This is a genomic window from Paenibacillus sp. RU5M (assembly GCF_900221055.1).
GTDB classification, from domain to species: domain Bacteria; phylum Bacillota; class Bacilli; order Paenibacillales; family Paenibacillaceae; genus Paenibacillus; species Paenibacillus marchantiae.
The window spans coordinates 971,831-996,226 of record NZ_OBQM01000002.1; the positions used below are offsets into that span (position 1 = coordinate 971,831).

General features: G+C 46.0%; 24 protein-coding genes and 1 other RNA gene. 14 read left to right on the top strand and 11 right to left on the bottom strand.

Annotated elements, in window-relative coordinates; translation table 11 throughout:
* Nucleotides 1-208: 208 nt before the first annotated feature.
* The gene (locus tag CRO25_RS10215) at nt 209-637 is read left to right on the top strand and encodes a MerR family transcriptional regulator (protein WP_063564944.1); all 429 of its coding nucleotides are present in this window, start codon (nt 209-211) and stop codon (nt 635-637) included.
* Between the two features lie 29 nt (nt 638-666).
* The gene (locus tag CRO25_RS10220; RefSeq protein WP_063564795.1) at nt 667-1,347 is read left to right on the top strand and encodes a zinc metallopeptidase; all 681 of its coding nucleotides are present in this window, start codon (nt 667-669) and stop codon (nt 1,345-1,347) included.
* 34 nt (nt 1,348-1,381) lie between these two features.
* Here CRO25_RS10220 and CRO25_RS10225 read toward each other — a convergent pair whose 3' ends face one another.
* Nucleotides 1,382-2,293 carry a LysR family transcriptional regulator gene (locus CRO25_RS10225; protein WP_024629242.1) on the bottom strand — a complete coding sequence of 304 codons (912 nt, stop codon included), beginning with the start codon at nt 2,291-2,293 and terminating at the stop codon, nt 1,382-1,384.
* Nucleotides 2,294-2,363: 70 nt separating this feature from the next.
* A complete protein-coding gene (locus CRO25_RS10230) occupies nt 2,364-2,990 on the bottom strand; it encodes a rhomboid family intramembrane serine protease (RefSeq protein ID WP_063564796.1) in 627 nt (208 codons plus the stop codon).
* Between the two features lie 148 nt (nt 2,991-3,138).
* On the opposite strand from CRO25_RS10230, the gene tpx reads away from it, so the two are divergent.
* Entirely contained in the window at nt 3,139-3,657 is a 519-nt protein-coding gene (tpx, locus tag CRO25_RS10235; protein ID WP_063564797.1) for a thiol peroxidase, read from the top strand.
* 73 nt (nt 3,658-3,730) lie between these two features.
* Here tpx and CRO25_RS10240 read toward each other — a convergent pair whose 3' ends face one another.
* The 4 genes from CRO25_RS10240 to CRO25_RS10255 form a co-directional block, all read right to left on the bottom strand.
* Complete coding sequence (locus tag CRO25_RS10240; protein WP_024629239.1) at nt 3,731-4,123, bottom strand: DUF1499 domain-containing protein; 393 nt, start codon at nt 4,121-4,123, stop codon at nt 3,731-3,733.
* Between the two features lie 186 nt (nt 4,124-4,309).
* Nucleotides 4,310-4,501, bottom strand: a non-coding RNA gene (ssrS, locus tag CRO25_RS10245) — 6S RNA.
* Nucleotides 4,502-4,552: 51 nt separating this feature from the next.
* Complete coding sequence (locus CRO25_RS10250; RefSeq protein WP_079694850.1) at nt 4,553-5,389, bottom strand: YesL family protein; 837 nt, start codon at nt 5,387-5,389, stop codon at nt 4,553-4,555.
* Between the two features lie 183 nt (nt 5,390-5,572).
* Entirely contained in the window at nt 5,573-7,165 is a 1,593-nt protein-coding gene (locus CRO25_RS10255; RefSeq protein ID WP_063564799.1) for a DEAD/DEAH box helicase, read from the bottom strand.
* 314 nt (nt 7,166-7,479) lie between these two features.
* Here CRO25_RS10255 and CRO25_RS10260 point away from each other — a divergent pair, with 314 nt between their 5' ends.
* From CRO25_RS10260 to CRO25_RS10275, 4 genes are all read left to right on the top strand, one after another.
* Nucleotides 7,480-8,292 carry a YitT family protein gene (locus CRO25_RS10260; protein WP_372828766.1) on the top strand — a complete coding sequence of 271 codons (813 nt, stop codon included), beginning with the start codon at nt 7,480-7,482 and terminating at the stop codon, nt 8,290-8,292.
* Nucleotides 8,293-8,467: 175 nt separating this feature from the next.
* Nucleotides 8,468-8,656, top strand: coding sequence for a hypothetical protein (locus CRO25_RS10265; RefSeq protein WP_170867818.1), 189 nt, complete (start codon nt 8,468-8,470; stop codon nt 8,654-8,656).
* Between the two features lie 161 nt (nt 8,657-8,817).
* Nucleotides 8,818-9,999, top strand: coding sequence for a putative glycoside hydrolase (locus CRO25_RS10270; RefSeq protein WP_079694852.1), 1,182 nt, complete (start codon nt 8,818-8,820; stop codon nt 9,997-9,999).
* A 207-nt stretch (nt 10,000-10,206) separates the two neighbouring features.
* Entirely contained in the window at nt 10,207-11,568 is a 1,362-nt protein-coding gene (locus CRO25_RS10275; RefSeq protein ID WP_079694943.1) for an MATE family efflux transporter, read from the top strand.
* A gap of 81 nt (nt 11,569-11,649) precedes the next feature.
* Here the strand turns inward: CRO25_RS10275 and pfkA are convergent, their stop codons facing one another.
* Nucleotides 11,650-12,621 (bottom strand): 6-phosphofructokinase, encoded by a 972-nt coding sequence (pfkA, locus tag CRO25_RS10280; RefSeq protein ID WP_053783630.1) that lies wholly within the window; start codon nt 12,619-12,621, stop codon nt 11,650-11,652.
* Between the two features lie 54 nt (nt 12,622-12,675).
* On the bottom strand, nt 12,676-13,755 hold the full coding sequence (locus tag CRO25_RS10285) for a tetraprenyl-beta-curcumene synthase family protein (RefSeq protein ID WP_179132126.1): 1,080 nt from the start codon (nt 13,753-13,755) through the stop codon (nt 12,676-12,678).
* 179 nt (nt 13,756-13,934) lie between these two features.
* Here CRO25_RS10285 and CRO25_RS10290 point away from each other — a divergent pair, with 179 nt between their 5' ends.
* Nucleotides 13,935-15,275, top strand: coding sequence for a multi antimicrobial extrusion protein MatE (locus CRO25_RS10290; protein ID WP_079694853.1), 1,341 nt, complete (start codon nt 13,935-13,937; stop codon nt 15,273-15,275).
* 36 nt (nt 15,276-15,311) lie between these two features.
* Nucleotides 15,312-16,481 carry an MFS transporter gene (locus CRO25_RS10295; RefSeq protein ID WP_063564874.1) on the top strand — a complete coding sequence of 390 codons (1,170 nt, stop codon included), beginning with the start codon at nt 15,312-15,314 and terminating at the stop codon, nt 16,479-16,481.
* A 147-nt stretch (nt 16,482-16,628) separates the two neighbouring features.
* Here the strand turns inward: CRO25_RS10295 and CRO25_RS10300 are convergent, their stop codons facing one another.
* Nucleotides 16,629-16,826 (bottom strand): cold shock domain-containing protein, encoded by a 198-nt coding sequence (locus CRO25_RS10300; RefSeq protein WP_017689394.1) that lies wholly within the window; start codon nt 16,824-16,826, stop codon nt 16,629-16,631.
* 163 nt (nt 16,827-16,989) lie between these two features.
* On the opposite strand from CRO25_RS10300, the gene CRO25_RS10305 reads away from it, so the two are divergent.
* The 5 genes from CRO25_RS10305 to CRO25_RS10325 all read left to right on the top strand — a co-directional run bounded on the left by CRO25_RS10305 (nt 16,990) and on the right by CRO25_RS10325 (nt 21,086).
* On the top strand, nt 16,990-17,223 hold the full coding sequence (locus CRO25_RS10305; protein ID WP_024629225.1) for a hypothetical protein: 234 nt from the start codon (nt 16,990-16,992) through the stop codon (nt 17,221-17,223).
* 3 nt (nt 17,224-17,226) lie between these two features.
* Nucleotides 17,227-17,412 carry a hypothetical protein gene (locus CRO25_RS10310; protein WP_024629224.1) on the top strand — a complete coding sequence of 62 codons (186 nt, stop codon included), beginning with the start codon at nt 17,227-17,229 and terminating at the stop codon, nt 17,410-17,412.
* 200 nt (nt 17,413-17,612) lie between these two features.
* A complete protein-coding gene (gene pepF, locus CRO25_RS10315) occupies nt 17,613-19,403 on the top strand; it encodes an oligoendopeptidase F (RefSeq protein WP_063564875.1) in 1,791 nt (596 codons plus the stop codon).
* Between the two features lie 135 nt (nt 19,404-19,538).
* Nucleotides 19,539-19,928, top strand: a complete 390-nt coding sequence (locus CRO25_RS10320; RefSeq protein ID WP_063564876.1) for a lipopolysaccharide assembly LapA domain-containing protein — start codon at nt 19,539-19,541, stop codon at nt 19,926-19,928.
* Nucleotides 19,929-20,045: 117 nt separating this feature from the next.
* A complete protein-coding gene (locus tag CRO25_RS10325) occupies nt 20,046-21,086 on the top strand; it encodes a M42 family metallopeptidase (protein WP_079694854.1) in 1,041 nt (346 codons plus the stop codon).
* A gap of 194 nt (nt 21,087-21,280) precedes the next feature.
* On the opposite strand, the gene CRO25_RS10330 is transcribed toward CRO25_RS10325, so the two are convergent.
* Nucleotides 21,281-22,219, bottom strand: a complete 939-nt coding sequence (locus CRO25_RS10330) for a hypothetical protein (protein WP_079694855.1) — start codon at nt 22,217-22,219, stop codon at nt 21,281-21,283.
* 166 nt (nt 22,220-22,385) lie between these two features.
* On the bottom strand, nt 22,386-24,320 hold the full coding sequence (locus tag CRO25_RS10335; RefSeq protein ID WP_079694856.1) for an ABC-F family ATP-binding cassette domain-containing protein: 1,935 nt from the start codon (nt 24,318-24,320) through the stop codon (nt 22,386-22,388).
* Nucleotides 24,321-24,396 lie beyond the last annotated feature (76 nt).

Genomic DNA, 24,396 nt, shown 5'->3' on the forward strand with positions numbered 1-24,396 from the left:
CACTTAAGTACATAATCATGTCCCATGAGTACATAGATATAGAAACGCAGCTTGACAGCCGTCAAAGCGTAACGTTTGACTGTATGGTTAAAGATCATGTATCATAACTAATAGTAAGAAAAAAATTGGGCGGGTTATGCAAAGCCGCAACTGGAATCTACAATTCCCTACATTTGAACTTGCAAGCGAGGTGAATATCATTGGGGATATGAAATTGTTTCGGATTGGCGAACTTGCCAAAACTGCAGGTGTGAGCGAACGGACGATTGATTATTACACAAAGCTCGGTCTCATCGCTCCTGAAGAGCGCACAGAAAAAAACTATCGTCTTTATAGTAATGAAACTTTAACCAGGCTCGAACGTATTGTACACATGAAACAAGAGAAATATAGTCTCGACGAGATTAAGCAATCTCTTGAGAAGTGGAGTCTGGTGAGCACGGAAGAACAGGTTGCCAGCAAACTGACAACATTGGAGCTCCACGTGCAACAGCTGGAGCGAGAGGTGAATGAGCTTAAACCGCTGCTAGGCGAGATGAAACCTGTACAAGCACGCAAGATGATGGCCGGACTGCTCACCAAAAGTGCTGGTACGATGGAAGCTTTGAAAATCTTGCTGGAGAACACCATGATGTAGCTTATTATTTAGAAAGCGGAGGAATGAATATGAGTTTTAATAACGGTATGTTCGTTTTGATCATTATCGCCTTTTTGCTCTCCTTATGGGCGCAATTTCGCGTTAAGAGTACATTCAATCGTTGGTCTAATGTTAAAAACCTGAATGGAATGACCGGTTACGATGCTGCCCGTCACATGCTTGATTCCAATGGCCTACACGACGTTCCTATTGAACCCGTGCGTGGAGCACTCTCCGATCACTACGATCCAATCAATCGTGTCGTGAGGTTGTCTGAGCCTGTATATTATGAAAATTCAATCTCGGCTGTCTCCGTTGCGTGTCACGAAGTTGGCCATGCGATCCAGCACAAGGAAAGTTATCCGATGTTGGCACTACGTCACCGGATTTTCCCGATCGTCAACTTTGCATCCGGACTTGCGCCCTTCTTGCTCATTGCCGGATTCATCTTTAATGCAATGAACCTTGTCGGTATTGGTATTATTTTCTTCTCCGTAACCGTTGCGTTCCAACTCATTACGTTGCCGGTCGAGTTTAATGCTAGTAATCGCGCAAGAGAGATTATGGTATCGGAAGGTTATATCCGGAACGAAGAAGAAAGAGGCGTCGCCAAAGTATTGAATGCCGCAGCATTAACTTACGTCGCTGCAGCGTTAATCTCATTGCTGGAACTGGTTCGTTACATCGGAATTTTCAATAGCCGCGACTAATTCAATACAAAAACAAAAAAACAATACCCCACCGTTAATCGGATGGGGTATTGTTTTGCTGTAAACCGAAATAATTAAGCAAGAATGAACGAAATGACTGCGCAACAAGCGGAAGCTTGTCATCCGCTCGATGGATCAACCCAATCGTACGCGTGACTTTGGGATGAGAAATGGCTACATGTGCCGGTTGCAGCGGATTCGTCTGGAAAAGCGCCATTTCTGGCAGTAAACTAACTCCCATACCAGCGGCAACCAGCCCACGAATGGTATCCGTCTCTTCACCCTCAAAAGCAATCTTGGGCGTAAACCCTGCTTCAAGACATGCGTGCCAAACAATCGGACGCAGAGAATACCCTTTACTAAATAATACAAACTTATCATCTTTAAGTTGCTCTAACGCAATGCTCTCTTCACCAGCCAATGGATGATTGGGCGGAAGGATTGCATGCAGTTCTTCCGTAAGCACAATGTCACCATCTACCTGGTCGTGCTTTTCCGGAAATGGAGATATAAATGCCAAGTCCACTTCAGCCGATAACACATCACGAATGAGCGTTGGGAACATGCCTTGCTTGAATCTGAATTTGACGTTAGGATAACGCTGACGGAACGCTGCTACAACCGAAGGAATCAAGTGAATACCGAGACTATGAGGAAAACCGATACGAATTTCACCATGCTCCGGGTCGAGAAACTCATGAACCTCCCCGACCGCTTTGTCCAGATCTTTCAATATACCTTCAACCCGTTTGCAAAAGAGCTGCCCAACGGCGGTCAACTGCAGATTTCGCCCTTTTTGCATAAAGAGGTCTACTCCCAGTTCTTCCTCTAGCTGATGAATCTGACGACTCACCGCAGACTGCGCTACGTGCAATTCCTCCGCCGCCTGCGTAACATGCTCCTTCTGTGCCACTTTCAAAAAGTAATGCAACTGTCTTAATTCCACTGCCACTGATCTCTCCAATCTGCTATACCCTACTTATCCTTGATTGCATTCCGTCTTCAGATCAATCCGACTACTGCTTAAAGCTGCGGGGTTTCCACAAGCGGATGAGAAGTCCATAAATGAAGAATCCACCTAACAACCCACCCAAATGCGCCATCCAGTTAATGCCTGTCATGGCAAAGGAAAAAATAATTCCGAATACAAGCAGTGTATACAACGTTTTACGTGAGGTCTCGTCCATCATTGTCCGCTGGAACAAAGCTACATACAGAAACGCACCATAGATTGCATAGATTGCTCCTGAAGCACCCACCGAGATTGTCGTCGCTCCAACCGAGTTATACCACGCAACAGCCAGAATGTTGCCCAGAATGCCTCCACCCAAGTACAACACACCATATCTTACCGACCCAAGCAGCCGTTCCATTGGTGGTGCAAATACGATGAGAGCAAAGCTGTTAAACAACAAATGACTGAAACCAGCATGCAAGAACATGGACGTAATGTAACGCCACCAATCTGCTGCAAATAACTCGTGGTTAACAAGCGCTCCAAACTTAAGCAGCGTCATACTGTTTGTGGAACCACCGTTCAAACTCAATACAATAAACATAACAACATTGGCAATTAAAAGAATCGACGTCAAAGGAAAAAATTTCAAATAACTTTTCCAGTTCTCATACCTTATAAATATCATAAGTTTCTGCTTTCACTCCACCCTGTTCAGATCGGCCTGTAAGTCTGACCCATTCTAATGATCCTTCGTCCGAATTGGACAATGCCTTTCATAAAAGATTATAATGGATTTTGGCACGGATCACCAACTTATAAGGAGGAACATTATTATGGCACAAGAACGTACAGGCGCAGCCACCTTTAAAGGCAACCCTATTACATTGATCGGACCCGAATTGAAAGTGGGCGATCAAGCACCCGATTTTACACTGAGTAAAAACCTGGTTGAAGATGCATCCTTGAAAGACTTCGCAGGTAAAATCAAATTAATCAGCGTTGTTCCTTCACTGGATACTGGCGTATGCGATGCCCAAACCCGTCGCTTCAACGTTGAAGCAGGAGATCTTGGAGACAATGTTGTCGTATTGACAGTAAGCGTTGACCTCCCATTTGCACAAGCACGCTGGTGTGGAGCAGCCGGAGTTGATCGCGTCGTAACACTGTCTGATTACAAAACACGTTCATTCGGTGAAGACTACGGTGTTCTGATCAAAGAATTCCAATTGGACATGCGCTCCATCTTCGTGCTGGATGCTGAAGACCGAATTACATATGTGGAATATCTGCCTGAAATGACAGACTCCCCTAACTTCGAGCAAGCGATTTCCGCTGTAAAAGCCTTGCTGTAAAAGGTAGTTCACGTTCAGAACAAAAGCGAGGAAGGTTAACCTTCTCTCGCTTTTTGTTATTCACCCATCTATTTCAATCATTTGACTTATACTTACTTAGCTTCTTATCCAATACGGAGAACAAGTTCATGATCGTGCGATAATTAGAACCCAGATCTCCAAGTGAACCACGTGAAGCCGAATACATATCGACCGCACTGCGTACAGGACTTACCGATATAATGGAAACCGTAATATCCATCGTCCGTCCAAAGGTAGTCCGCTTCTCCAGTATGACCTCTCCTACAGAAGGCACTTCATGCAGCACTTTATAACCCGGAATTTTTTTGAGTGTCGAAGAAACCTCTTCCCAGGCTCTGTCTTTGGATAAGTTATAATACCGTGTTTTTAATTTGGGATCCTTGGCTCGATCGCTGGTTCCCTCCATGCTGCGGATGATACCGACGAGCGTTCTCTTTAAGGTCAAGACCCTTCCTCCTTTGAATGTAACCGTTCCATTTATGTATACTAGTGTAACATTGTTCATGTAGTAACAAAAGGGCAAGCGACACTTTTAACAAAATACAGCCCATTCAACAAAATAAACTCAAATAAAAAGCACCCTGAAATTCCTGGATTAGAGGAAAGAGTCAGGGTGCTGTACATGATAAAATAGAAACCCGCCTATGCCGTCCGGCTACATTGTCTTATGAACCTGCTTGGCAGGTGGGTGGCCGCAAAAATGTTTTTTGAAGTCCCCATGTCATATAGACAGGGCGTTTCAGCAACATTCTGTATTGATCTCCCGAAGACATCATCATTGGTTCAAAACAACGAATAACCGAAACGTACATCGCAGGATGTACAATTATTATATCCCTAACTGTGTAAAAAGTAAATGGTGACAGCTCATGTTTTATTTTTGGAGATTATCGTGTTTTTCGTCAGATGATTTAAGCTCAGATGGTTCAGCCGTCTCTATCGTCCCAACTGACTCCCCTGCCTGTTCAGCGGCTTGTGCAGCTTCCTCTTCTTCTTTCTTCAGCTGCATCTTCTCCATCTGCTCCTGCATCTTATTAAACGTTGCGTAGAAGTTGAAGAAAGCAAACCAGGCAACAATACTAATAATGAAGAAGATGAACAAGACCGGATAACGAAAACCGATATAGAACAACAATCCACTTCCCAACAACGTGGAAAATACACGGAATGGTCTAATCAGCGTCAATAGAACCGCATTTTTGATAATCAATCCGATGGACATGTGGTAATGCACAACCATCGAGAAGAAGTTAAAGAGAGAAACAAACAGCAGCAGCAACAGTACGAGCATAATAATTCCGACCAGCTGCATATTCTTGAATTGTGTCATGTATACTGTGTAATCCAGATACATGATGGCAAACAGCAACGTATAGAAGATGCCTCCGATTAAACTCTGCTTGTAGTTCTCTTTGTAACCTACAAAGAAAGTACGGAAGATCGGCACGTCCGTATCACCCATATTCCATTTACGAACAACCGTAAACAGCGCCGACGTTGCCGGGAATAGTGTAAGCGGTGCCACAATGGCTATAGCCCAGTTCATTTGTAGTGATTCGTTAGCCAGGTTCTGCTGCATCACGAGCAGTTTCATAAACAAGAAAAACAAGAACGGAGACGAACAAATAGCCCACAACAGATTGGTTGCGGCCAGTCTCGTAATCCACTCTGTAAGTCGGTAGATCCCACCCATAGCTCCTTTAAATTCCAAACAATTCTCCTCCTCCGCAGCCTTGCGTCTAGCCTTAATTCTAATAATATTAATATACCTTATTATAGATAGGAAAAGCCAGCCCTTCCCGAAAAGAGATCGACGGCTCACTGGTTTGGCATAATCTGCACATAAAAAAATGGAGCAGTCGCCCTGCCCCATTTTCCAGTTCACACTTGTATATTATTCGAAAGAAGAATCTTTGGCAGGACGACGTCCTTCGTTGTTGCTTGGACGCGGTTTGCGGTCACGGTTGTAACCACCTTCTCTGCTTCCACTTCCACTTCCAGTTCCACTGCTGTTACGATCGCGGTTGTATCCACCACGTCCGCCGCCACTGCTGTTGCGATCACGGTTGTAACTACCGCCACCACCACTGCTGCTGCGGTTGCCGCTGTAACCAGATGGTTTGCGTCCGCCAGAGCGAACATCCGGTTTACGACGTTTTGCACGGATCGGATCTTCAGGAGTCAGATCAACTTGAGCATCTTTTTTGTCACCTGTCAGGAGCTTCAGAGCAGCTGACAACAGTTGAACAGAATCATATTGCTCAAGCATTTGAATCGCGATACCTTTGTATTCGTTCAGTTCGCCAGATTGTACGATTTCGAGCAAACGCTCAGCTGTCAAACGTTGTTTTCCTTCTACAGCCTCAGCCATTGTTGGCAGTGGTTTGCGCGGAATACGGTGACGTGTTACACGCTCGATAAAGTGCAGGTGGTCGATCTCACGCGGAGTAACGAAAGACCATGCAGCACCCTCTTTACCCGCACGACCTGTACGGCCGATACGGTGAACATAGCTCTCCGGATCTTGCGGAAGGTCAAAGTTCACAACGTGAGTTACGCCGGATACATCGAGACCACGTGCAGCCACGTCTGTTGCAACGAGAACGTCAATGCTGCCGTCACGGAACTTACGCATTACCGCATCACGTTGATTCTGGGACAAGTCACCATGAAGACCGTCTGCAGAATATCCACGTTTTTGCAAAGCTTCAGCCAATTCGTCAACACGACGTTTTGTACGTCCGAATACGATCGCCAGCTCAGGAGATTCCATATCCAACAAACGGCTAAGTGCTTCGAATTTTTGACGCTCAGGTACTTCGATATAGGATTGGTCAATCAATGGTGCACTAACATGTTTCGGGATCACAGAAATGTGCTCAGGATTGTTCAAGAATTGTTGTGCCAATTTTTGAATGTTAGGAGGCATTGTTGCTGAGAACAGCATTGTTTGGCGCTCGTCTGGAACTTGTTTCAGGATGGATTGAATATCTTCCATGAAACCCATGTCGAGCATTTCATCTGCTTCATCCAATACAACAGTTTGTACATCATCAAGTTTGATTGTTTTGCGGTTGATGTGGTCAAGGAGACGTCCAGGTGTACCAATAATAATCTGTGGTTTTCTTTTCAATGCACGAATCTGACGAACGATATCTTGTCCGCCGTAGATTGGCAGGGAGCGCAGACCTTTGAAGCGAGTGAGTTTTTCGATTTCTTCAGCAACTTGGATTGCAAGTTCACGTGTAGGTGCCATAATGAGGGCGCGGATTTTCTCGTCACTTTTAGTGATTTTGCTGATCAACGGAATACCGAATGCAGCTGTTTTACCCGTACCTGTTTGTGCTTGACCAATCAAATCTCTGCCTTCGAGTGCCAAAGGAATCGCTTTGGATTGGATCGGTGTTGCTTCTTCAAACCCGAGCTCAGTGATGGCTTGCAGCACCAGTGGTTCAAGATTGAAATCTGTGAAATTTAAATTTGTCAAAATTATTCATGCTCCTTTTATATGGTGGACATGGTGGACAATCCACTTTGTTGTCTGTATTCTTAAGTAGCGTTAATATTTATAGGGTATCCCATCAAGCCAAATTATTTTCACGAACGAATATAATTCCATGAATGGGTCCCAAACATAAGACTAAAACTACATACATGTGTTTGAAACATTTCAAAATTTTATTGCTCCATTTAGGAAAAGTTTCCTACTCAAGAATATCCACAAATTATTATATCACAAAACAATTCAAGATTACCAGCAATCTGGCTTTAAATATAAATGAGGTGATTAAATTGCCCAAAATGATTTGGCACTTTTTAGTGATCGTATTGGGTGCTGCAGCTATTGCCTGCGGCTTCAACTGGTTTTTGGTTCCCCATAAGCTTCTTAGCGGCGGGGTATCCGGTATTTCCATGCTTCTCGGCTATTTTACGAATTTGAATCTTAGTATAATGTATTTTGTTCTGAACATCCCTCTGCTCATTGCAGGTTGGTTTATTCTTGGACGACGCTTCATTACATTAAGTATTGTTTCGGTAGCAGCCACTTCATGGTTCATCGCGCTTCTGCCTGTTTTTGCTGTGGCAACAGACCCCCTTCTGAGCTGTGTATTTGGCGGCGTGTTAGTGGGACTGGGTACCGGAGTTTCTTTCCGAGTCGGCGGCTCGACGGGCGGGCTGGACATTGTTGGTTCCATTTTCACCCGTAATCGTGATTTCCCGATTGGTACGGTAATGGCTGGCATGAACGGAGCCATTATTATGCTGGCAGGATATCTGAATGATGACTGGAACATCGCGCTTGCCTCCATGGTATCGATCTATATCACCGGTAAAGTGCTGGATCTGATTCATATCAGCCATGTCAAAGTCACATTGTACATTATTACCAATGAAACCGAAGCGATGTTGAAAAAATTGCTTGTTCGCCCTCGTGGGGTCACCAAAATCAAAACCCAGGGAGCATATACAGACATCGAAAAGGACATGTTAATGACAGTGACTACTCGCTACGAACTCGTTGAAATCAAACGAATTATCAAGGAAACGGATCCGAACGCCTTTGTTAATATTGTGGAAACGGTTGGAGTTATGGGCTCTTTCCGCCGAAGTTGAGACAGATGTACGGTTAACAATTCTAAACATTGTGGTATAATAACGGTGTACGGCTCCTAAATATGTTGTATAGCAGAATGTGCCCTTCAATTTCACAGAACCATGTGCTTTTCCGAATCGCGCCGAATGACTTACCATTTTGGAATTCGAGTAGGGAAGGGTGATTATTGTGGATATGGAAACGGTAAAACTGTTTGAAATCGTCAACAAATGGTGCCCGGAAATGCTCCCTTTCTTAAAACCGAATGAGCTCGACTCACTGATTGTTCTCCGGGATGGGCTGGGCATCCTGGAACAGGGAGACGCAATGGAAATCATTCAGTACAGTATTTGTGAGCATCAAAATGAGATCTACATTCAATAATTTTTTTAGATTGATCACGCCGCTTCTTGTGGGGGTTACCCCTCAACAGGAAGCGGTTTTCATTTTCCCCATGTGTTTCATCACTTGAATAATATGGTTAAAAGCCCAGAGGCTTTATTGTATAATTCAAACATGGAATGCACATAGGGGAGTGGAAATGAATGAACATGTTTTGGGCTTTACTGGCTATGGCCTGGGGAACCTTCAGTGGTACACCAGCTACAGCTGATCAAGGGAATCAACCCTTTCAATCATTAACAAACAGTTTCAACACCGCCATCATTCAATCTCAAAAAGATCAAGTCGTTATTGATGCGGATAACCCACCTGCCAAAATTGACCCACAACCCGATGCACCCGTTGTCAAAGGCATCTATGTGACGGCTTACAGCGCCGGTGGTGCACGGATGACATCATTACTCGATCTGATGGATAACACAGAGCTCAATTCCATGGTCATTGATATCAAGGACGATCTCGGATACATAACTTACCCTACGGAGAACAAGACGTTACAGGAAATGGGCAAATCTCAGCCTTTTATCCGTGATATTGATGCCTTGATGAAACGTCTGCAAAAACACGATGTTTACCCGATCGCACGAGTGGTAGTTTTCAAGGATACGATTCTCGCCAAGAAAAATCCGGAGCTCTCTTTCCGCAATAAGGACGGTTCTGTATGGGCCAATGGTAAAGGCGACAGCTTCGTGAATCCCTACAGCAAGGAAGTATGGGATTACAATATAGAGATTGCCAAGGAAGCTGCTAAATTGGGATTTAAGGAAATCCAGTTCGACTATGTTCGTTTTCCGGAAGGTTTTGAAACGCGTGCAGACGCATTGAAATACACCAAGTCTGACAAGTCCCGGGTCGACATTGTAGCCGAATTCGTGCAGTATGCACGCAAGGAGCTCGCACCGCTGGGTGTTCGAGTCTCGGTTGATATATTCGGTTACGCCGCCTCTGTTCCAGCAGCCGAGGGTATTGGACAGGATTTTGTGAAGATATCTGAAAACGTGGATGTCATCTCACCGATGGTTTACCCGAGTCATTACTCCACCGGCTGGTACGGTGTGAAGGACCCTGACAAAGATCCCTATACAACCATCAAAGGCTCCATGAAAGATACACATAAGAAACTGGATCCAACCAAGGAACTGAAACCCGTTATCCGCCCATGGATTCAGGACTTTACAGCAAGCTGGTTAGGCAGTGGACATTACATCAAATACGGCAAAAAACAGGTAGAGGACCAAATTCGCGCGATGAAAGACATGGATGTGGATGAGTACCTGCTCTGGAATGCCTCCAATCGATATACACCAGATGTAAACTATAAATAATGCACTCTTTTTTTGTTCACTTTACTCCAATAACCTCGTTCCATATTCTCTGGAGCGAGGTTTTTTACTATGCTCTCAACCTTACCTTCCACATAACCACGTTCCCCCTCCCTATTCAAATCGGGCAAAATCCACTACAATAAATAGCTGTCCGTACATGACAGTTTAGTGATAACTCTTAAGAATAGTGAGGCACTGCCAGTGAACATGACCACCACCAGCTTTTCTCAAAAAGTAAAGCAATTCCTGATTATATTTCTACCCATCTTCACCACACAAATTGCCCTCTCTGCCATGTCGTTTTTCGATACCAATATGTCAGGCAAGTTCTCCCCTGCTGATCTCGCGGGTGTCGCCATTGGCACAAGTCTGTGGTTGCCGGTGCAGACAGGACTAAGTGGAATTCTGATTGGCATTACACCTGTCGTTTCCCACCTGCTCGGTTCGAAGCGTAATGACAAGATTGGTCATAGCGTCATTCAAGCCTTATATCTCGGTGTGGCGGTCGGAATCGTCGTTCTTGCAGCAGGCACATTGCTGCTCAGTCCGATTCTAAACGGAATGCCTTTGGAGCCCCGAGTTGCCCAAGTCGCCTTCTATTTCCTGTGTGCTTTGGCTTTTGGGGTCATCCCCCTTTTCGGCTACACTGTGCTGCGGAGTTTTATGGATGCACTGGGACAGACACGGATCACCATGATGATTACGCTGGTTTCGCTGCCAGTAAACATCTTCCTGAACTATTTACTTATCTTCGGACGTTGGGGCTTCCCACAACTGGGAGGTGTTGGAGCAGGTGTGGCTACAGCAAGTACATACTGGCTCATTTTTCTCCTCAGCCTCTTTTTCGTACACCGGATTGAGCCATTTGCCCAATATGGTATCTTTCGGAAAATGCCCAAAATTTCATTGACCAAATGGAAAGAGCTGCTCAAGATCGGCGTTCCCATCGGTTTCGCTACTTTTTTTGAAACTTCCATCTTTGCAGCAGTCACATTATTAATGAGCCGGTTCGACACCATTACGATTGCTGCCCACCAGGCAGCCCTGAATTTCGCTTCTACGCTGTATATGCTGCCTGTGAGTATATGTATGGCCCTTACAATTCTTGTGGGCTATGAGGCGGGTGCAGGGCGTGTGAGAGACGCAAAGCAATATAGTCTCCTGGGTATCGGAGGTGCCATTGGGCTCTCTCTGTTAACAGCTGTGGTATTACTGGTATTCGGGGAACAAATTGCAGGCTTGTACTCGAATGATCACGAGGTTATTGCTTTGACACGGCATTTCCTAATTTACGCCATCTTCTTTCAAATCTCTGATGCCATTGCCACCCCAACGCAGGGAGCACTTCGGGGCTACAAGGACGTGAATCCTGCATTGATCATAACGTTTGTCGCGTACTGGATCATCGGTCTACCTGTCGGCTACATCACGGCTACGTATACTTCACTCGGTGCCTTTGGATACTGGGTTGGACTCATTGCCGGCCTCGCCGTTGGAGCAACGGCGCTTCTCTGGAGATTGTTCCTTGTGCAGAAGCAAGCCTCGGTTCGTATGGCTGAAAATAAATAATGGAAATATAACAAAAAGAGCACAGCCCGCTGTAAATCGGGACTGTGCTCTTTTTGTTTTGAACTTTTGATGATAACTGGATTATTGGGACAAACGCTGTGCAAGCTCGTAAGTCACCATATCGAAGTCTTTTTTCGTATTAACAACTTTATCAATATCGGTCAGGGTCAGTTCTCCCTTGATAATACCGCAACCTTTGTCTGTCTCACCTGCAATCAGACTGCGAACAGCGAAATCTCCCAGACGACTGGCAAGGTTACGGTCAAACGGAGTTGGCGTACCTCCACGCTGAATGTGACCCAAAACAGTTACACGTGGCTCATATGTTGGGCAGCGTTCCATCAGTTCTTTTGCTACATCCTCACCTTTGCCCACGCCTTCAGCAACGATGATGATACTGTGGCGTTTGCCATGTGCAAAGTTGGCTTTCATGCGATCTGCCACTTCGTCCATGTCAAACGGAACTTCCGGTACAAGAATGGTTTCTGCACCCGATGCGAGTCCTGCATGTAAAGCGATATCGCCACAGTGACGACCCATTACTTCAACGATGGAAGAACGTTCGTGTGAAGACATGGTATCGCGCAATTTGTTAACTGCATCTACTACTACGCTTACTGCTGTATCGAATCCGATCGTGTAATCGGTGAAAGAAACGTCATTATCAATCGTTCCCGGAAGACCCATCGTGTTGATGCCCAGCTTGCTCAGTTTGTTGGCGCCGTTGTATGAACCGTCCCCACCAATAACAACCAGCCCGTCAATGCCGCGTGCACGCAGAATGTCTGCACCTTTTTGCTGACCTTCAGCGGTATAGAATTCCTTGCAGCGTGCCGATTGCAGAACCGTTCCCCCACGCTGGATGATATCCCCTACACTCCGCAAGTCCATTGGGAAAATATCGTTATTCAAAAGACCCTGGTATCCACGTTGAACCCCGTACACTTCGAGACCGTGAAACAGTCCGCTGCGAACAACCGCACGAACAGCCGCGTTCATCCCTTGTGAATCACCACCGCTCGTTAAAACTGCGATTTTCTTTACTGCTGTCATGATGTTTCTTCCTCCTCTAGTTTCACTTCAGGCTCCCACCACAATACGCCTGACTTACATATGCTTACGAATCCAGCGGCTAAAGATAAAGAAAAATACTCTTGTCATCGGACTATTCTTCATCAAACGCTTGGAAACGACGCGAACTTCCTGTTGTTCGCTGACTTTGGGATCAGACAGGTAAATGGCAAGCAGTCCTTCGATAATCATCCGGTGGAACGAACTTCCCGGAATCTTCTGCACATCACTGCGGGCCATCTCCACAATAAAAGCAATTCGGTCCAGCATTGTCTCCACATTCTCATAATAATTGCAGAAGTTGAGATCTCCTCCGATGCGATCTTCATCCTGATCGATTAAATAATCGAGCATAATGTGCAATGCGCATACATGAGGAAAATAGGCAGTGTGGATCGAAGCCGCCTGCTCTTCTGTCAGCTGATCATCACTCGCAGCCAGAAACAGCATGAATACGCCCAGCGTAGAGCCGGTAGCGGCGGCAAATTCGTTCCAACGGAACTGAGGTGTGCGGTGACGATGTTCCGACCACCATTCCAGCAATGCCGTTTCTCTCAGTTCCGACTTGATGTGCTTATATACCTGCAGGTCCGTGTATAGGCCTGCCAGATCCTGAATTTGAGGCTTGGCGGATGCATAGCCTGGCAGCTGACGGGTCAGCTCCTGACATGAGGTCACCAGATTCCTTAGGTATCCACCATCATCCTGCTCCTCACGGAGCGCGTAATAATTGACAGGGGTTGCTTCGGGATCTACCGCATCAAGCATTGATTGATGGAGAAGCCGAAAGTCATTCGGGTCCATCGATGTACTGCGATCACACAGATTGTCCAAATAATCACTAATAGTCTGATATGAAACGATCAGTGGAATCAGAATGTGCCTGTTCGGCAAATCAGGTAAAGCATAAACGGTCCCGCCTTCACAGTGGAACTGCTTGTCCCTGAGACTGGCCAGTGCCTGATTGCGCAATTCCTCATTCGGAATTTTCTCAGCCTGGGCACGCCATCCATCCAATTCCTTCCGCGTTTCCGGAATGGTGTATTTGTACACGCCTCTCATCAATGCCAACGGTCCACGCGGATATTGATGACGATTTCGATTTGATTGGCTCAAAATAAATGTGCCTCCACTTGGTTGAATACGTATTAGAGCGATTTTTAACCAATCCTATTATAATATGATCCCCTTAATTGTACAAATGATCTCCCGCATATTCCGCACAAAAAATCGCATCCGCTTCCAAGTCTTTGTGATATACTAGGCATATTTCATCCATCAAAGGAGTCGTTGACATGACGTCAAGTGAACCACTTTCGTGGAGACGGTTATTTGCATTTTTTGTGCCGCTTGGCATATCCGCCTCTCTCGTTACCATCTCGCACGTGATCATTAACAGCACACTCGCACGTTCCGCTCATCCCGAGACGGTCATTGCCAGCTACGCTATCGCCGGTAGCCTGCTAACTCTCACCGAGCGCCCTTCAACCCTGCTGCGTCAAACCTGTTCGGCGCTGGTTCGGGACCGCCTTTCCTTTCAGGCCCTCACGTTTGTGACCAAAATATTTCTCGCTTGTGTACTTCTGATCGGATTTCTCATCGTATATTCTCCCATTGGAACAGGTGTATTCAAATATCTGTTCGGCGTAAGCCCGGAACTGTTATCCAAAGTGATCGACGTCTACGAGATTCTCATGTATGTCAGCATCTTTTCGGTCATCCGTAACATCTATCAGGGCATCATTATTACGAATAACCGTACGAAATGGCTGACAATCGGCATGTTATTCCGTCTTGCCGGCATGTATGGCCTGTCCTTGTATTTCATATATACAGACAGCATTGACAGTGGACGTGTAGGCGCTATCATTTTCGCCGCGGGTATGATGATTGAGGCTTTGGTCAGTTTTCTTGAAGGTAACAGCATCAAACGCAAGATGCCAGCCAAGTTGGAGGATCATCCCGTTGAAAACAAGGCAGACGTCTTTCGCTTTTACAAGCCGCTGTTATTATCCAGTTTCGTGGCCCTGTTTATCGGACCCGTTATTAATATCGTACTTGGCAAAACGACCGGGATAGCCTTGGCCATCTCTTCCTTTGCCGTTGCGAGTAGCCTGATGCAGCTGATGCTAAGCTTTTTTACATACATCCACCAAATCGTGCTGAATTTCTATCTTGTTGATGCCAAACTGGTGAAGAAGTTCGCACTGGTCACCGGATTTGTTCCTTTTGCCATGACCATATCGATTGCTTACACCCCGATTGGACCGTGGGTATTGGAAAATGTAATGAGCGTTCAGGGCAATCTGCTACAGCAAAGTTTGTGGACGCTGCGTGCGTTTGTACTGTTTCCGCTGATTTCACCTTTTCTCGACTTCAGCAATGGTTTGATTCTGCTGCGCGGACAGACCAAAACGATGTTCCGCTCCCAGACGGCCAATGCCATATGTACGGTGATCGTCCTGCTCATTCTGGTCAGTATATTCCCTGCGTGGAACGGCATGATCGGTGCAGTGGCTCAATCCCTCGGACTGCTTGCCGAGCTTGTCATTGTCTGGCTTGTCATCCGGCGTACACAGAAGGAACCTACCATGTCTGTACCCTCATCCGGAAAATCATCTTCCCTCAAGGGATAATAAATTTGAACTGTAATCAAGAATGGAGCTTTCATCATGAAATCAAGTCATACCGCCCGGCCAGATCAAAACTGGCTGCGGGCACTTATGTTCACCATCTTCGGTTCCACTGTACTGGTGGTATCGTATTTCCAGCTTTACTTCAGTCATCTAGGATTCAGTCGGGCCGAAATCGGTTACCTCTACGGAATCGGTCCTCTCGTCTCCGTATTCTCCAACATGTTCTGGAGTATGGCCAGTGACCGCTACAAAACTGTACGCAAAGTGATGATCATCTTGCTTGCCGGGCAACTGATCACAGGTGTCATGCTTGCCAATGCCACAACCTTTGGTCAGGTGTTTGTACTGGTGGCCCTGTTTTACTTTTTCTACTACCCGGTTTATCCACTTTCCGATACGATGGCGATTACAACCGCGAGCAAATATGGACGTAATTTCACTTCCATTCGTGTATTTGGCTCGATCGGATATGCGTTCTTTGCGTTAAGCATTGGATATTTTCTCGGATCTTTCGGACCGGGATGGACGATGTGGGTATGTATCGCCCTGGCCGCGACTACTCTTCTGATCGGTTTTCGATTAAAAGAGCAGCCTTCGGGCAGCAGCACTAAAATGGATCTTTCGGGTCTGTGGTCCATCTTGAAACGAAGGGATGTCCTCACCTTTTTCGGTTGCGTTTTCCTGCTCGCTCTGGGTCACCGGATGAATGAAGCCTTTCTTACCATTACGCTGAAAGATCTAGGTGCCAGTGAAGGGCTGATCGGCTGGTCCCTGTTGATCTCTTCGGTCAGTGAGATTCCAGTGTTTTTGCTGCTAAGCAGATACGGCAATCGCTACAAAGAACTTCCTTTGCTCACGATCGCTGCACTGATGTATACGATTCGCTTATTTCTGATGTCCATCTCAGATACACCCGCGGCAGTCGTTGCTATTCAGACGATGCATAGCGTGACCTTTGGCATCTTCTACGTGACTGCAGTCCGTTATATTACCCGCCTTGTTCCGGATGGCTATCGCGCCACTGGTATGGCCCTGTTCACCATTGTGTGGTCCAGCGCTTCCGGTCTGCTCAGCGGAACACTGGGAGGATTGCTGCTCGAGCATACCAACAGAAACACCTTCTATCTCACTGCGATGGCGTTTTCCCTGGCCGCACTTGTTGGATTTTCCATGAAGCTTTGGTCAAGCATGACTAGCCGCACATAAGCATCCAACAAGGATTTCCCTTATGGATCTCAACATATCAAAACATATCAAAAAAAGCACAGCCTCCCATGGGGGGACTGCGCTTGGGTTCATATATTCAGCTAGAAGCCAATCATTTATAAGAAATCCGTTTAACCGGAAATATTCTTACAATTTGTTTACGTTAGCTGCTTGAGGACCACGGTTTCCATCAGTAATTTCGAATTCTACCGCTTGACCTTCTTCCAATGTTTTAAAGCCGTCGCCTTGGATTGCGGAGAAATGTACGAATACGTCCTCGCCGCCTTCAACTGAAATAAAGCCATAGCCTTTTTCTGCGTTAAACCATTTAACTGTACCTTTCAAATGAAAAACCTCCTAAAAATATCGCCATCTATGGCGAATACCCTTATTATACTGTATGACCTTCTACATTGCAATTTATCTTTTCCATAAAAGTCGAAAAAATTTGCTTTGAATCCAAGGGTACGGTATCATTTTACCAAAACCGTTAGTTTGGAGACTACCTATGATAAAAAAACATGAAATATACAAAACAGACAAGTGGAATATGATGACCGTAGAAGTTCAAGGCAAATATCTGGTGCTTCGTGAAATCTCGGAAGAATGGGGAGAAGAATGCCATACATTCCTCAGCCGTCCTGCGTTGATGCACTGGGCTGAACGTCGCTTCCCAAAAGAAGATTTTGAGAACCGCGAGGACGAATGGCGTCAACTGATGGCTGCCTTCAAAGGGGTCTAGCCCATGCAGCTTGACTCAAGCAATGTTGTCATCTTTATTATTCTTGCTTTTTCCCTAGGAATCGTGCTGATTCTGGGACGCAACTCCATCCCGGATCGTTTAAGACGGGGCATGGCTCTGATTGCCACCCTGCTGATTTGTTTCGCATTTTTCCTGATCGTTTACTTTTTGGTCAATATGGGAGCCTAGCTTCTTCAAATATTTCAATGCCCCTCAGGTCATACTATACGGGATTATTCGTATAGTGAGGAGGAAGGCCGTTGAAATACCGCAAATCGCTGTTCATTCTGCTGGTACTTAGTCTGATTCCTTCGTCTCTCTCCGCACAAGCGAGTGGGACGAAGGCAGCTTCGTCTATATATTCTTCACTTCATCAAAGGAGGATTCCCATGAGTCAACTATTGAAACGTTCCGAGGTACCTACTGAACAAACATGGAAACTGGAAGATCTATTTGCCGATCAGAAAGCTTGGGATCAGGAATATGAAGAAGTATCGTCTTTGACCAAGAAAGCCTCCGAATTCAAGGGCAAACTGAACAAACCTGAGACACTCAAAAGCTGTTTTGAACTCGAAGATGAGATCAGTCTCAAAACCGAACGCCTCTTTGTGTATGCACGGATGCATCAAGATGAAGACACAGCTAACCCTACATATCAAAACCTGTCCCAAAAAGCACAAAAGTTAAGCGTGCAGGTTGGTGAAGCACTATCTTATGTTACACCCGAAATCTTGTCCCTTCCGGATGATCAGTTGGATGCCCTCATCTCCAACGAGAAACTCTCTGCCTATAAGTTCACATTGGAAGAGATGAAACGTGAAAAGGCTCATGTACTGAGCCAAGCCGAGGAAGCATTGCTCGCACAGGTGGGTAACCTGTCCCAGGCACCACAGACCATCTTTAGCATGTTGAACAACGCAGATCTCAAGTTCCCGAAAATCAAGGATGAGCATGGAAACGAAGTGGAACTGACTCATGGCAGCTATATTCAGTTCTTGGAAAATCCGAATCGGGAAGTTCGCGAACGTGCCTTCAAAGCGGTGTATGAAACCTATGCTAAGCAAAAGAACACCATTGCTGCAGCTCTGAACGCTAACGTAACTAAAAACATGTTTTATGCCGATGTTCGGAAATACCCTTCCGTCATGGAAATGTCCCTTTACGGCGACAACATTCCGAAGGATGTCTATACCAATCTTGTGGATACGATTCATGAGAGCCTTCCGCTGTTACACCGTTATATGGACCTTCGCAAAAAATTGCTCGGCGTAGATAAGTTGCATATGTATGACCTTTTCGCCCCATTGGTGGATGAATACAAAATGGACATTACCTACGAGGAAGCAAAACAAACGGTTAAAGATGGCTTGAAGCCGCTTGGCAAGGATTATGCAGACGCATTACAGGCCGGCTATGATGATCGCTGGATTGATGTATACGAAAATGAGAATAAACGTTCAGGCGCATACAGTTGGGGAGCCTACGGCACCCACCCTTACGTCTTGTTGAATCACAAAGATAACCTGAATAGCATGTTTACATTGGCACATGAAATGGGCCACGCACTGCATTCCCACTATTCAGACACTACACTTCCGTATCGTGATGCACAGTACACCATTTTCCTGGCTGAGGTTGCATCCACAACGAATGAAGCCTTGTTGATGGATTATCTGCTCAATAAATCGACGGATCCGAAGGAAAAGCTGTACTTGCTGACGTATTATGCAGATCAGTTCCGTACCACCGTATTCCGTCAAACCATGTTTGCAGAATTCGAAAAAATTATTCACGAGCGTGCTGAACAGGGTGAAGCTCTTACACCTCAGTTGCTTTCGGAAATTTATTATGACCTTAACGTCAAATACCATGGAAACAGCATGGTTGTGGACAAAGATATTGAGATGGAATGGGCTCGAATTCCCCACTTCTATAACAGCTTCTACGTGTACAAATATGCGACCGGCTTCTCAGCAGCGACCAGTTTCTCCAAGCAAATTCTGGAAGAAGGCCAACCTGCCGTGGACCGTTATCTTGGATTCCTCAAGAGCGGTGGCAGTGACTATTCCATCAACATCCTGAAAAAAGCAGGAGTGGATATGTCTACGCCAGAGCCGATTCGCGAAGCTATGAGTGTGTTCAAGGAACTGATTGAGCAAATGGAACAACTAACGAAATAAGGTTGCTTTCTCGTCCATGTGACCTGATCCCTTGCCCAAATGGGCAAGGGATTTTATAATCAAGCAAGATGCAAGCTCCATGAATTAGGGTAATTGCTTACATAGTTCTGAATTGTTCAACAAGGAGGCACCACCATGAAAATGCAATGGGCACTCATCGCAGGTCTCGTTTTTGCATTACTTACCGGAATTTTTGCGGTCATTAATGTGGATTCCGTTCAAGTCAACCTGCTATTTAACACGGTTCAAATCCCGCTGATTCTGCTCATTCTTGGATGCACCCTAATCGGTGGAATCATTGTAGGGTCTTATGGCATCTTCCGCCAATATCGACTGCAACGCGAGAACAAGCAATTGAAGCTGCGTGTATCCGAATTGGAAAGCTCCGCAGCAAGCAGCTCTTCCTCCTCTCTGGATTCGTTTAAATCGATGGATACATTCGGAACGACCGATTCGGACAACGCTTCTGTGGAGTCCGATTCCATTCAGAGTCAACGAAAAGGAAATCCTTCGGGTACGCTGTAACACATCAGAGGCAGCCTGCTGGCTATCGAGAATGGAATTGTACATTCTGCCAGACAGGCTGTATTCTCTTTTTAGAACAACTTTCTGCATATTTATTAACGAGGAGGAAATTTCTATATGAGTTTTACCATTGACGAATCCTATGTCCTATCTTTTCTGAAAAAGTTACTCGATACTCCCAGCCCTAGTGGCTATACCCACGATATTATTGAGATGATCCGCAAGGAAGCTGAATCACTTAATATCGTTTTTGAATTGAACAACAAAGGCGGAGCTGTGCTCACATTGCCTGGGCAGGATTCTTCCAGAACGATCGGACTGAGCGCACATGTGGATACATTGGGAGCCATGGTGCGTTCCATCACTTCCTACGGCACACTGAAGCTCACTTCTGTCGGTGGGTTTACCATGAACAGTATCGAGAATGAGTATTGCACCATCCACACACGTGATGGAAAGACCTATACAGGCACCATCCTCTCCCTGCACCCATCTGTACACGTCTATCCAGATGCACGCACGTTTGAGCGAAGCGAGAGCCATATGGAAGTGCGTATTGATGAAGTGGTCTCTTCCAAGGAAGATGTTCTAGCATTGGGTATCTCTGTAGGGGACTTTATTTCCTTCGATGCCCGTGCGGTCATTACGCCCAGCGGATATATCAAATCGCGTCACCTTGATGATAAAGCCAGCGTAGCTGCCTTGTTCGGTATACTGGAATCTGCACATCGAGAAAACTGGAAACCAATACATAACGTTTCGCTACTTATCTCGAACTACGAAGAAGTTGGACACGGAGCTTCTTATATTCCTGCCGAAATCAGCGAATTGATTGCTGTAGACATGGGCGCAATGGGTGACGACCTTAGCTGCAAAGAGACGGATGTATCCATCTGTGCCAAGGATTCGTCCGGACCATATGACTACGATATGACCACTCGGCTGATTGAACTGGCCAAACAAGCAAGTCTTGATTATGTCGTTGATATTTATCCACAATACGGCTCCGATGGCAGTGCAGCATTACGTGGAGGAAATAACATTCGCGCTGCATTGATTGGGCCGGGCGTTCACGCTTCTCACTCCATGGAACGCACGCATAAAGACGCTGTCCTGAATACAGCGAGACTGCTCGCTGCATATATTACAACCAAGTAAATTGTGAACACACACATGGACAAGTAGAATGGCAATACAGCATTTGAATAAATGATCAGAGTTGTGATCTCGATCTTGTTGGGCATACCGACTTGAATATCTATGATTCACTTTTAACTTTTATTATGTAAAAAAGGATACTTCAGCTGCGCCATTAGGGGCAAGCTGGAAGTGTCCTTCTTCTTTGAGATGGCTTAATTCGCTCGTTCAATATGTTCGCAATACCTACGTTCCAGAAGTTCCAACATCACCTTGTGCTCCCGAATCTGATTCTTCAGTACACGCATCGTGCTTCGCACTGCACTCAGTCCATCCTTCACCTGTGTTTCTGCTTTGCGAATTTTGTCTTGAACCATCCAGTCTACAAAGAGATTATCGAAGAAATAGTCTGCGAATGAAAGCAGGCCTCCAAGGTGTAATTCCGTGTTTACAGCCATCTTCACATCCTCTAGCTCCTTCTGAAATCGGCGAAGACGTCTTCCGGCATCCATAATGGCAACATGAGCATCATCCATTCTGCTGCGCTTAATATGAGTCGAGATCATACCCCCACCCATCATGTCGTATACTCCCCAATTTCCCGCAGAGGACAAAGCCTTTTCAGCGCGTTCAAGTGCATCGAGCAGATACTGCCCCTCTCGATCCGCCTCATTCAGCTCCTGAAGCTCTCCTGAGAGATGTTCCCGATCCTCAGCCATTTGCTGCAATTCTGCATCTTTCTCCAGCAGATCGTTTTCCTTTTTGCCCCATAACACCTTGTAATCACTTTGCCAGAATTGATATTGCCGCTGTCCGTCCAGCTCCTGTTGCACACGCGAACGCTGCTCCTGGATATCCGTTAACATCTGGCTTGCTGTATCGTACTCTGCCTTACTTTCCATCAACTCCAGTTCTTCTTTCTCCAGTCGATCCTCTTTTTTGCCGATTAAATGATAAAAGAATGCTGATAAAGTCATGCTGTTGAGTCGATCAACATCGTTTTGTTCCTTCTGTAGGTGCTCCAGACGCTGCTGTACTTTCGTTTTCCATTCCGCTTCCTCCTGATTCAGCGTCTCCAGCCGATCATTCCATTTCTCGTACATTCTTCCCTTTTCCTTGATCACTGCCAATTGTTCATTCAGTTCTCTGTACATGGATGTGGAGTTCTCCCCCTTCTATGGAATTCTTTATTTAATAAACGGTTTGAATATGGTTAACGTTTCATATAAATTCATTTACATCAATTCAAAAAAAATCGCCCTCCCCCAAAAGACAACTGCAAGTCGCTTTTGAAGAGAGGACGATTCATTAAAATATACTTTAAGACTTGCTGTTTTCAATCTGTTCCGCAAGTTCATTCAGAACTGTCCAGCGTTCCATCAGTTCATCCAAATGACGCTCCGCCTCCGCCTGCTCTGCCATTAACTCCTGCAGACGAGCTGAATCGCTGAAAGATTCTTCCATCTCTTTATTAATGCGGGCGAGATTGGCTTCAGCCTTCTCGATATTCTCATCAATCTGGTCATATTCACGCTGTTCCTTGAAGCTGAACTTCAGCTTAGGTTTCGCCGCCGAGGCAGCAGGTTTATTTTCCTCCGTTGCCGGTTTCACTTTAGCTGCTGTTCCCGTCGCACTTTCCTGAGAAGATCCAGGGGCATTTTTCAGCATCCATTCTGCATATTCACTATAGTCCCCGACATGTACACGCACAGCACCGCCACCTTCAAAAGACAGTACTTTATCCACCGTCCGATCCAGGAAGTACCGGTCATGGGATACGACAAATACAACACCCGGGAAATCATCCAGGTAATCTTCGAGTACAGCGAGTGTCTGAATGTCCAGGTCGTTCGTCGGCTCATCCAGTAGCAGAACATTAGGTGCAGCCATCAGTACACGCAGCAGGTATAGACGGCGCTTTTCTCCGCCAGACAGACGGGAGATTGGTGTCCACTGTGACGCAGGGGTGAAGAGGAAACGTTCCAGCATCTGAGCTGCAGTAATGAGAGATCCATCAGCCGTTTTCACATTCTCGGCGACTTCCTTGATGTACTCAATAACCCGCAGAGATTCATTCATCTCCTGATGCTCCTGAGTGAAGTAGCCCAGATTAACCGTCGGGCCCACAACAACCTCCCCGGCATCAGGTTCAAGCTTGCCTGAAATCATTTGCAGCAAGGTTGACTTTCCACTTCCGTTCGGGCCGACAATGCCCACCCGGTCACCAGGTACCGCAATATAACTCAGATCGTCAATCAATTTGCGGCCATCTGCCGATTTGCACAGATGCTCGATCTCCAGTATTTTTTTACCCAAACGAGTGGAACCCACCGATACCTCCAAAGAGCCTGACCGATTTGGTCCTTGTTGATCCTTTAACTCTTCGAAACGATCAATTCTCGCTTTTTGTTTCGTGGTCCGTGCTTTTGCACCGCGACGAATCCAGGCGAGCTCCGTACGCAGCAGATTTTGCCGCTTTTGTTCAGATGCGGATTCACGCTCTTCACGCTCAGCCTTCAGTTCCAGGTAGCGAGTATAGTTGGCCTCATATCGGAATAAACGTCCATGATCCAGCTCCAGCATCACATTTGCTACACGATCCAGGAAATACCGATCATGCGTGATCATGAGCAGGGCGCCACGCCGTTTTTGCAAATACTGTTCCAGCCAAACTACGGAATCATTATCAATATGGTTCGTAGGCTCATCCAGAATGAGCAGTTCGCAGGGATGAATCAGTGCAGAGGCAAGCGCTACCCGTTTGCGCTGTCCACCAGACAACGTACCCATCAGCGCATCGAATTGACGAATGCCCAGTTTGGACAGAATGCTCTTCGCTTCACTTTCCATCTGCCAGACCTGAAGCTGCTCCATCTCCTGGTTCAAGCGCAGCAAACGCTCTTGCAGCGCCGGATCGGAAGGATTAAGTTCCAGTAGCTCCATTGTTTCTGTATACTCACGTACCGTTTTCATCTCCGGGCTGTCGCCCTCGAATACTTGTTGCAAGACCGTATTATCCGGGTTAAACTGCGGATTCTGTGCCAGGAACTGTATACGCACGTCATTACCAATCGAGATCTGTCCCTCATCCGCTGGCTCCATACCTGCAATGACACGCAAGAATGTGGACTTCCCGGTTCCATTGACACCAACGACACCAATCTTGTCCTGATCGCCCATACCGAATGAGGCGTCTTTAAACAATATTTTCTCACCATAGCTTTTCGCAACTTGCTCTACCGTCATTATGTTCATTTGGTCGTAACCTACTTCTCTGTAAAATAAATTCAATATGAAGCTGCACTTAAGATGCAATGCAACTACGCTCACT

Excerpts from the sequence above, each read along its gene's own strand:
- CRO25_RS10215 (WP_063564944.1), top strand. The coding sequence starts at position 209 with ATGAAATTGTTTCGGATTGGCGAACTTGCCAAAACTGCAGGTGTGAGC.
- CRO25_RS10220 (WP_063564795.1), top strand. The coding sequence starts at position 667 with ATGAGTTTTAATAACGGTATGTTCGTTTTGATCATTATCGCCTTTTTG.
- CRO25_RS10230 (WP_063564796.1), bottom strand. The coding sequence starts at position 2,990 with ATGATATTTATAAGGTATGAGAACTGGAAAAGTTATTTGAAATTTTTT.
- tpx (WP_063564797.1), top strand. The coding sequence starts at position 3,139 with ATGGCACAAGAACGTACAGGCGCAGCCACCTTTAAAGGCAACCCTATT.
- CRO25_RS10260 (WP_372828766.1), top strand. The coding sequence starts at position 7,480 with ATGATTTGGCACTTTTTAGTGATCGTATTGGGTGCTGCAGCTATTGCC.
- CRO25_RS10265 (WP_170867818.1), top strand. The coding sequence starts at position 8,468 with ATGGAAACGGTAAAACTGTTTGAAATCGTCAACAAATGGTGCCCGGAA.
- CRO25_RS10270 (WP_079694852.1), top strand. The coding sequence starts at position 8,818 with ATGAACATGTTTTGGGCTTTACTGGCTATGGCCTGGGGAACCTTCAGT.
- CRO25_RS10275 (WP_079694943.1), top strand. The coding sequence starts at position 10,207 with ATGACCACCACCAGCTTTTCTCAAAAAGTAAAGCAATTCCTGATTATA.
- pfkA (WP_053783630.1), bottom strand. The coding sequence starts at position 12,621 with ATGACAGCAGTAAAGAAAATCGCAGTTTTAACGAGCGGTGGTGATTCA.
- CRO25_RS10290 (WP_079694853.1), top strand. The coding sequence starts at position 13,935 with ATGACGTCAAGTGAACCACTTTCGTGGAGACGGTTATTTGCATTTTTT.
- CRO25_RS10295 (WP_063564874.1), top strand. The coding sequence starts at position 15,312 with ATGAAATCAAGTCATACCGCCCGGCCAGATCAAAACTGGCTGCGGGCA.
- CRO25_RS10305 (WP_024629225.1), top strand. The coding sequence starts at position 16,990 with ATGATAAAAAAACATGAAATATACAAAACAGACAAGTGGAATATGATG.
- CRO25_RS10310 (WP_024629224.1), top strand. The coding sequence starts at position 17,227 with ATGCAGCTTGACTCAAGCAATGTTGTCATCTTTATTATTCTTGCTTTT.
- pepF (WP_063564875.1), top strand. The coding sequence starts at position 17,613 with ATGAGTCAACTATTGAAACGTTCCGAGGTACCTACTGAACAAACATGG.
- CRO25_RS10320 (WP_063564876.1), top strand. The coding sequence starts at position 19,539 with ATGAAAATGCAATGGGCACTCATCGCAGGTCTCGTTTTTGCATTACTT.
- CRO25_RS10325 (WP_079694854.1), top strand. The coding sequence starts at position 20,046 with ATGAGTTTTACCATTGACGAATCCTATGTCCTATCTTTTCTGAAAAAG.
- CRO25_RS10330 (WP_079694855.1), bottom strand. The coding sequence starts at position 22,219 with ATGTACAGAGAACTGAATGAACAATTGGCAGTGATCAAGGAAAAGGGA.
- CRO25_RS10335 (WP_079694856.1), bottom strand. The coding sequence starts at position 24,320 with ATGAACATAATGACGGTAGAGCAAGTTGCGAAAAGCTATGGTGAGAAA.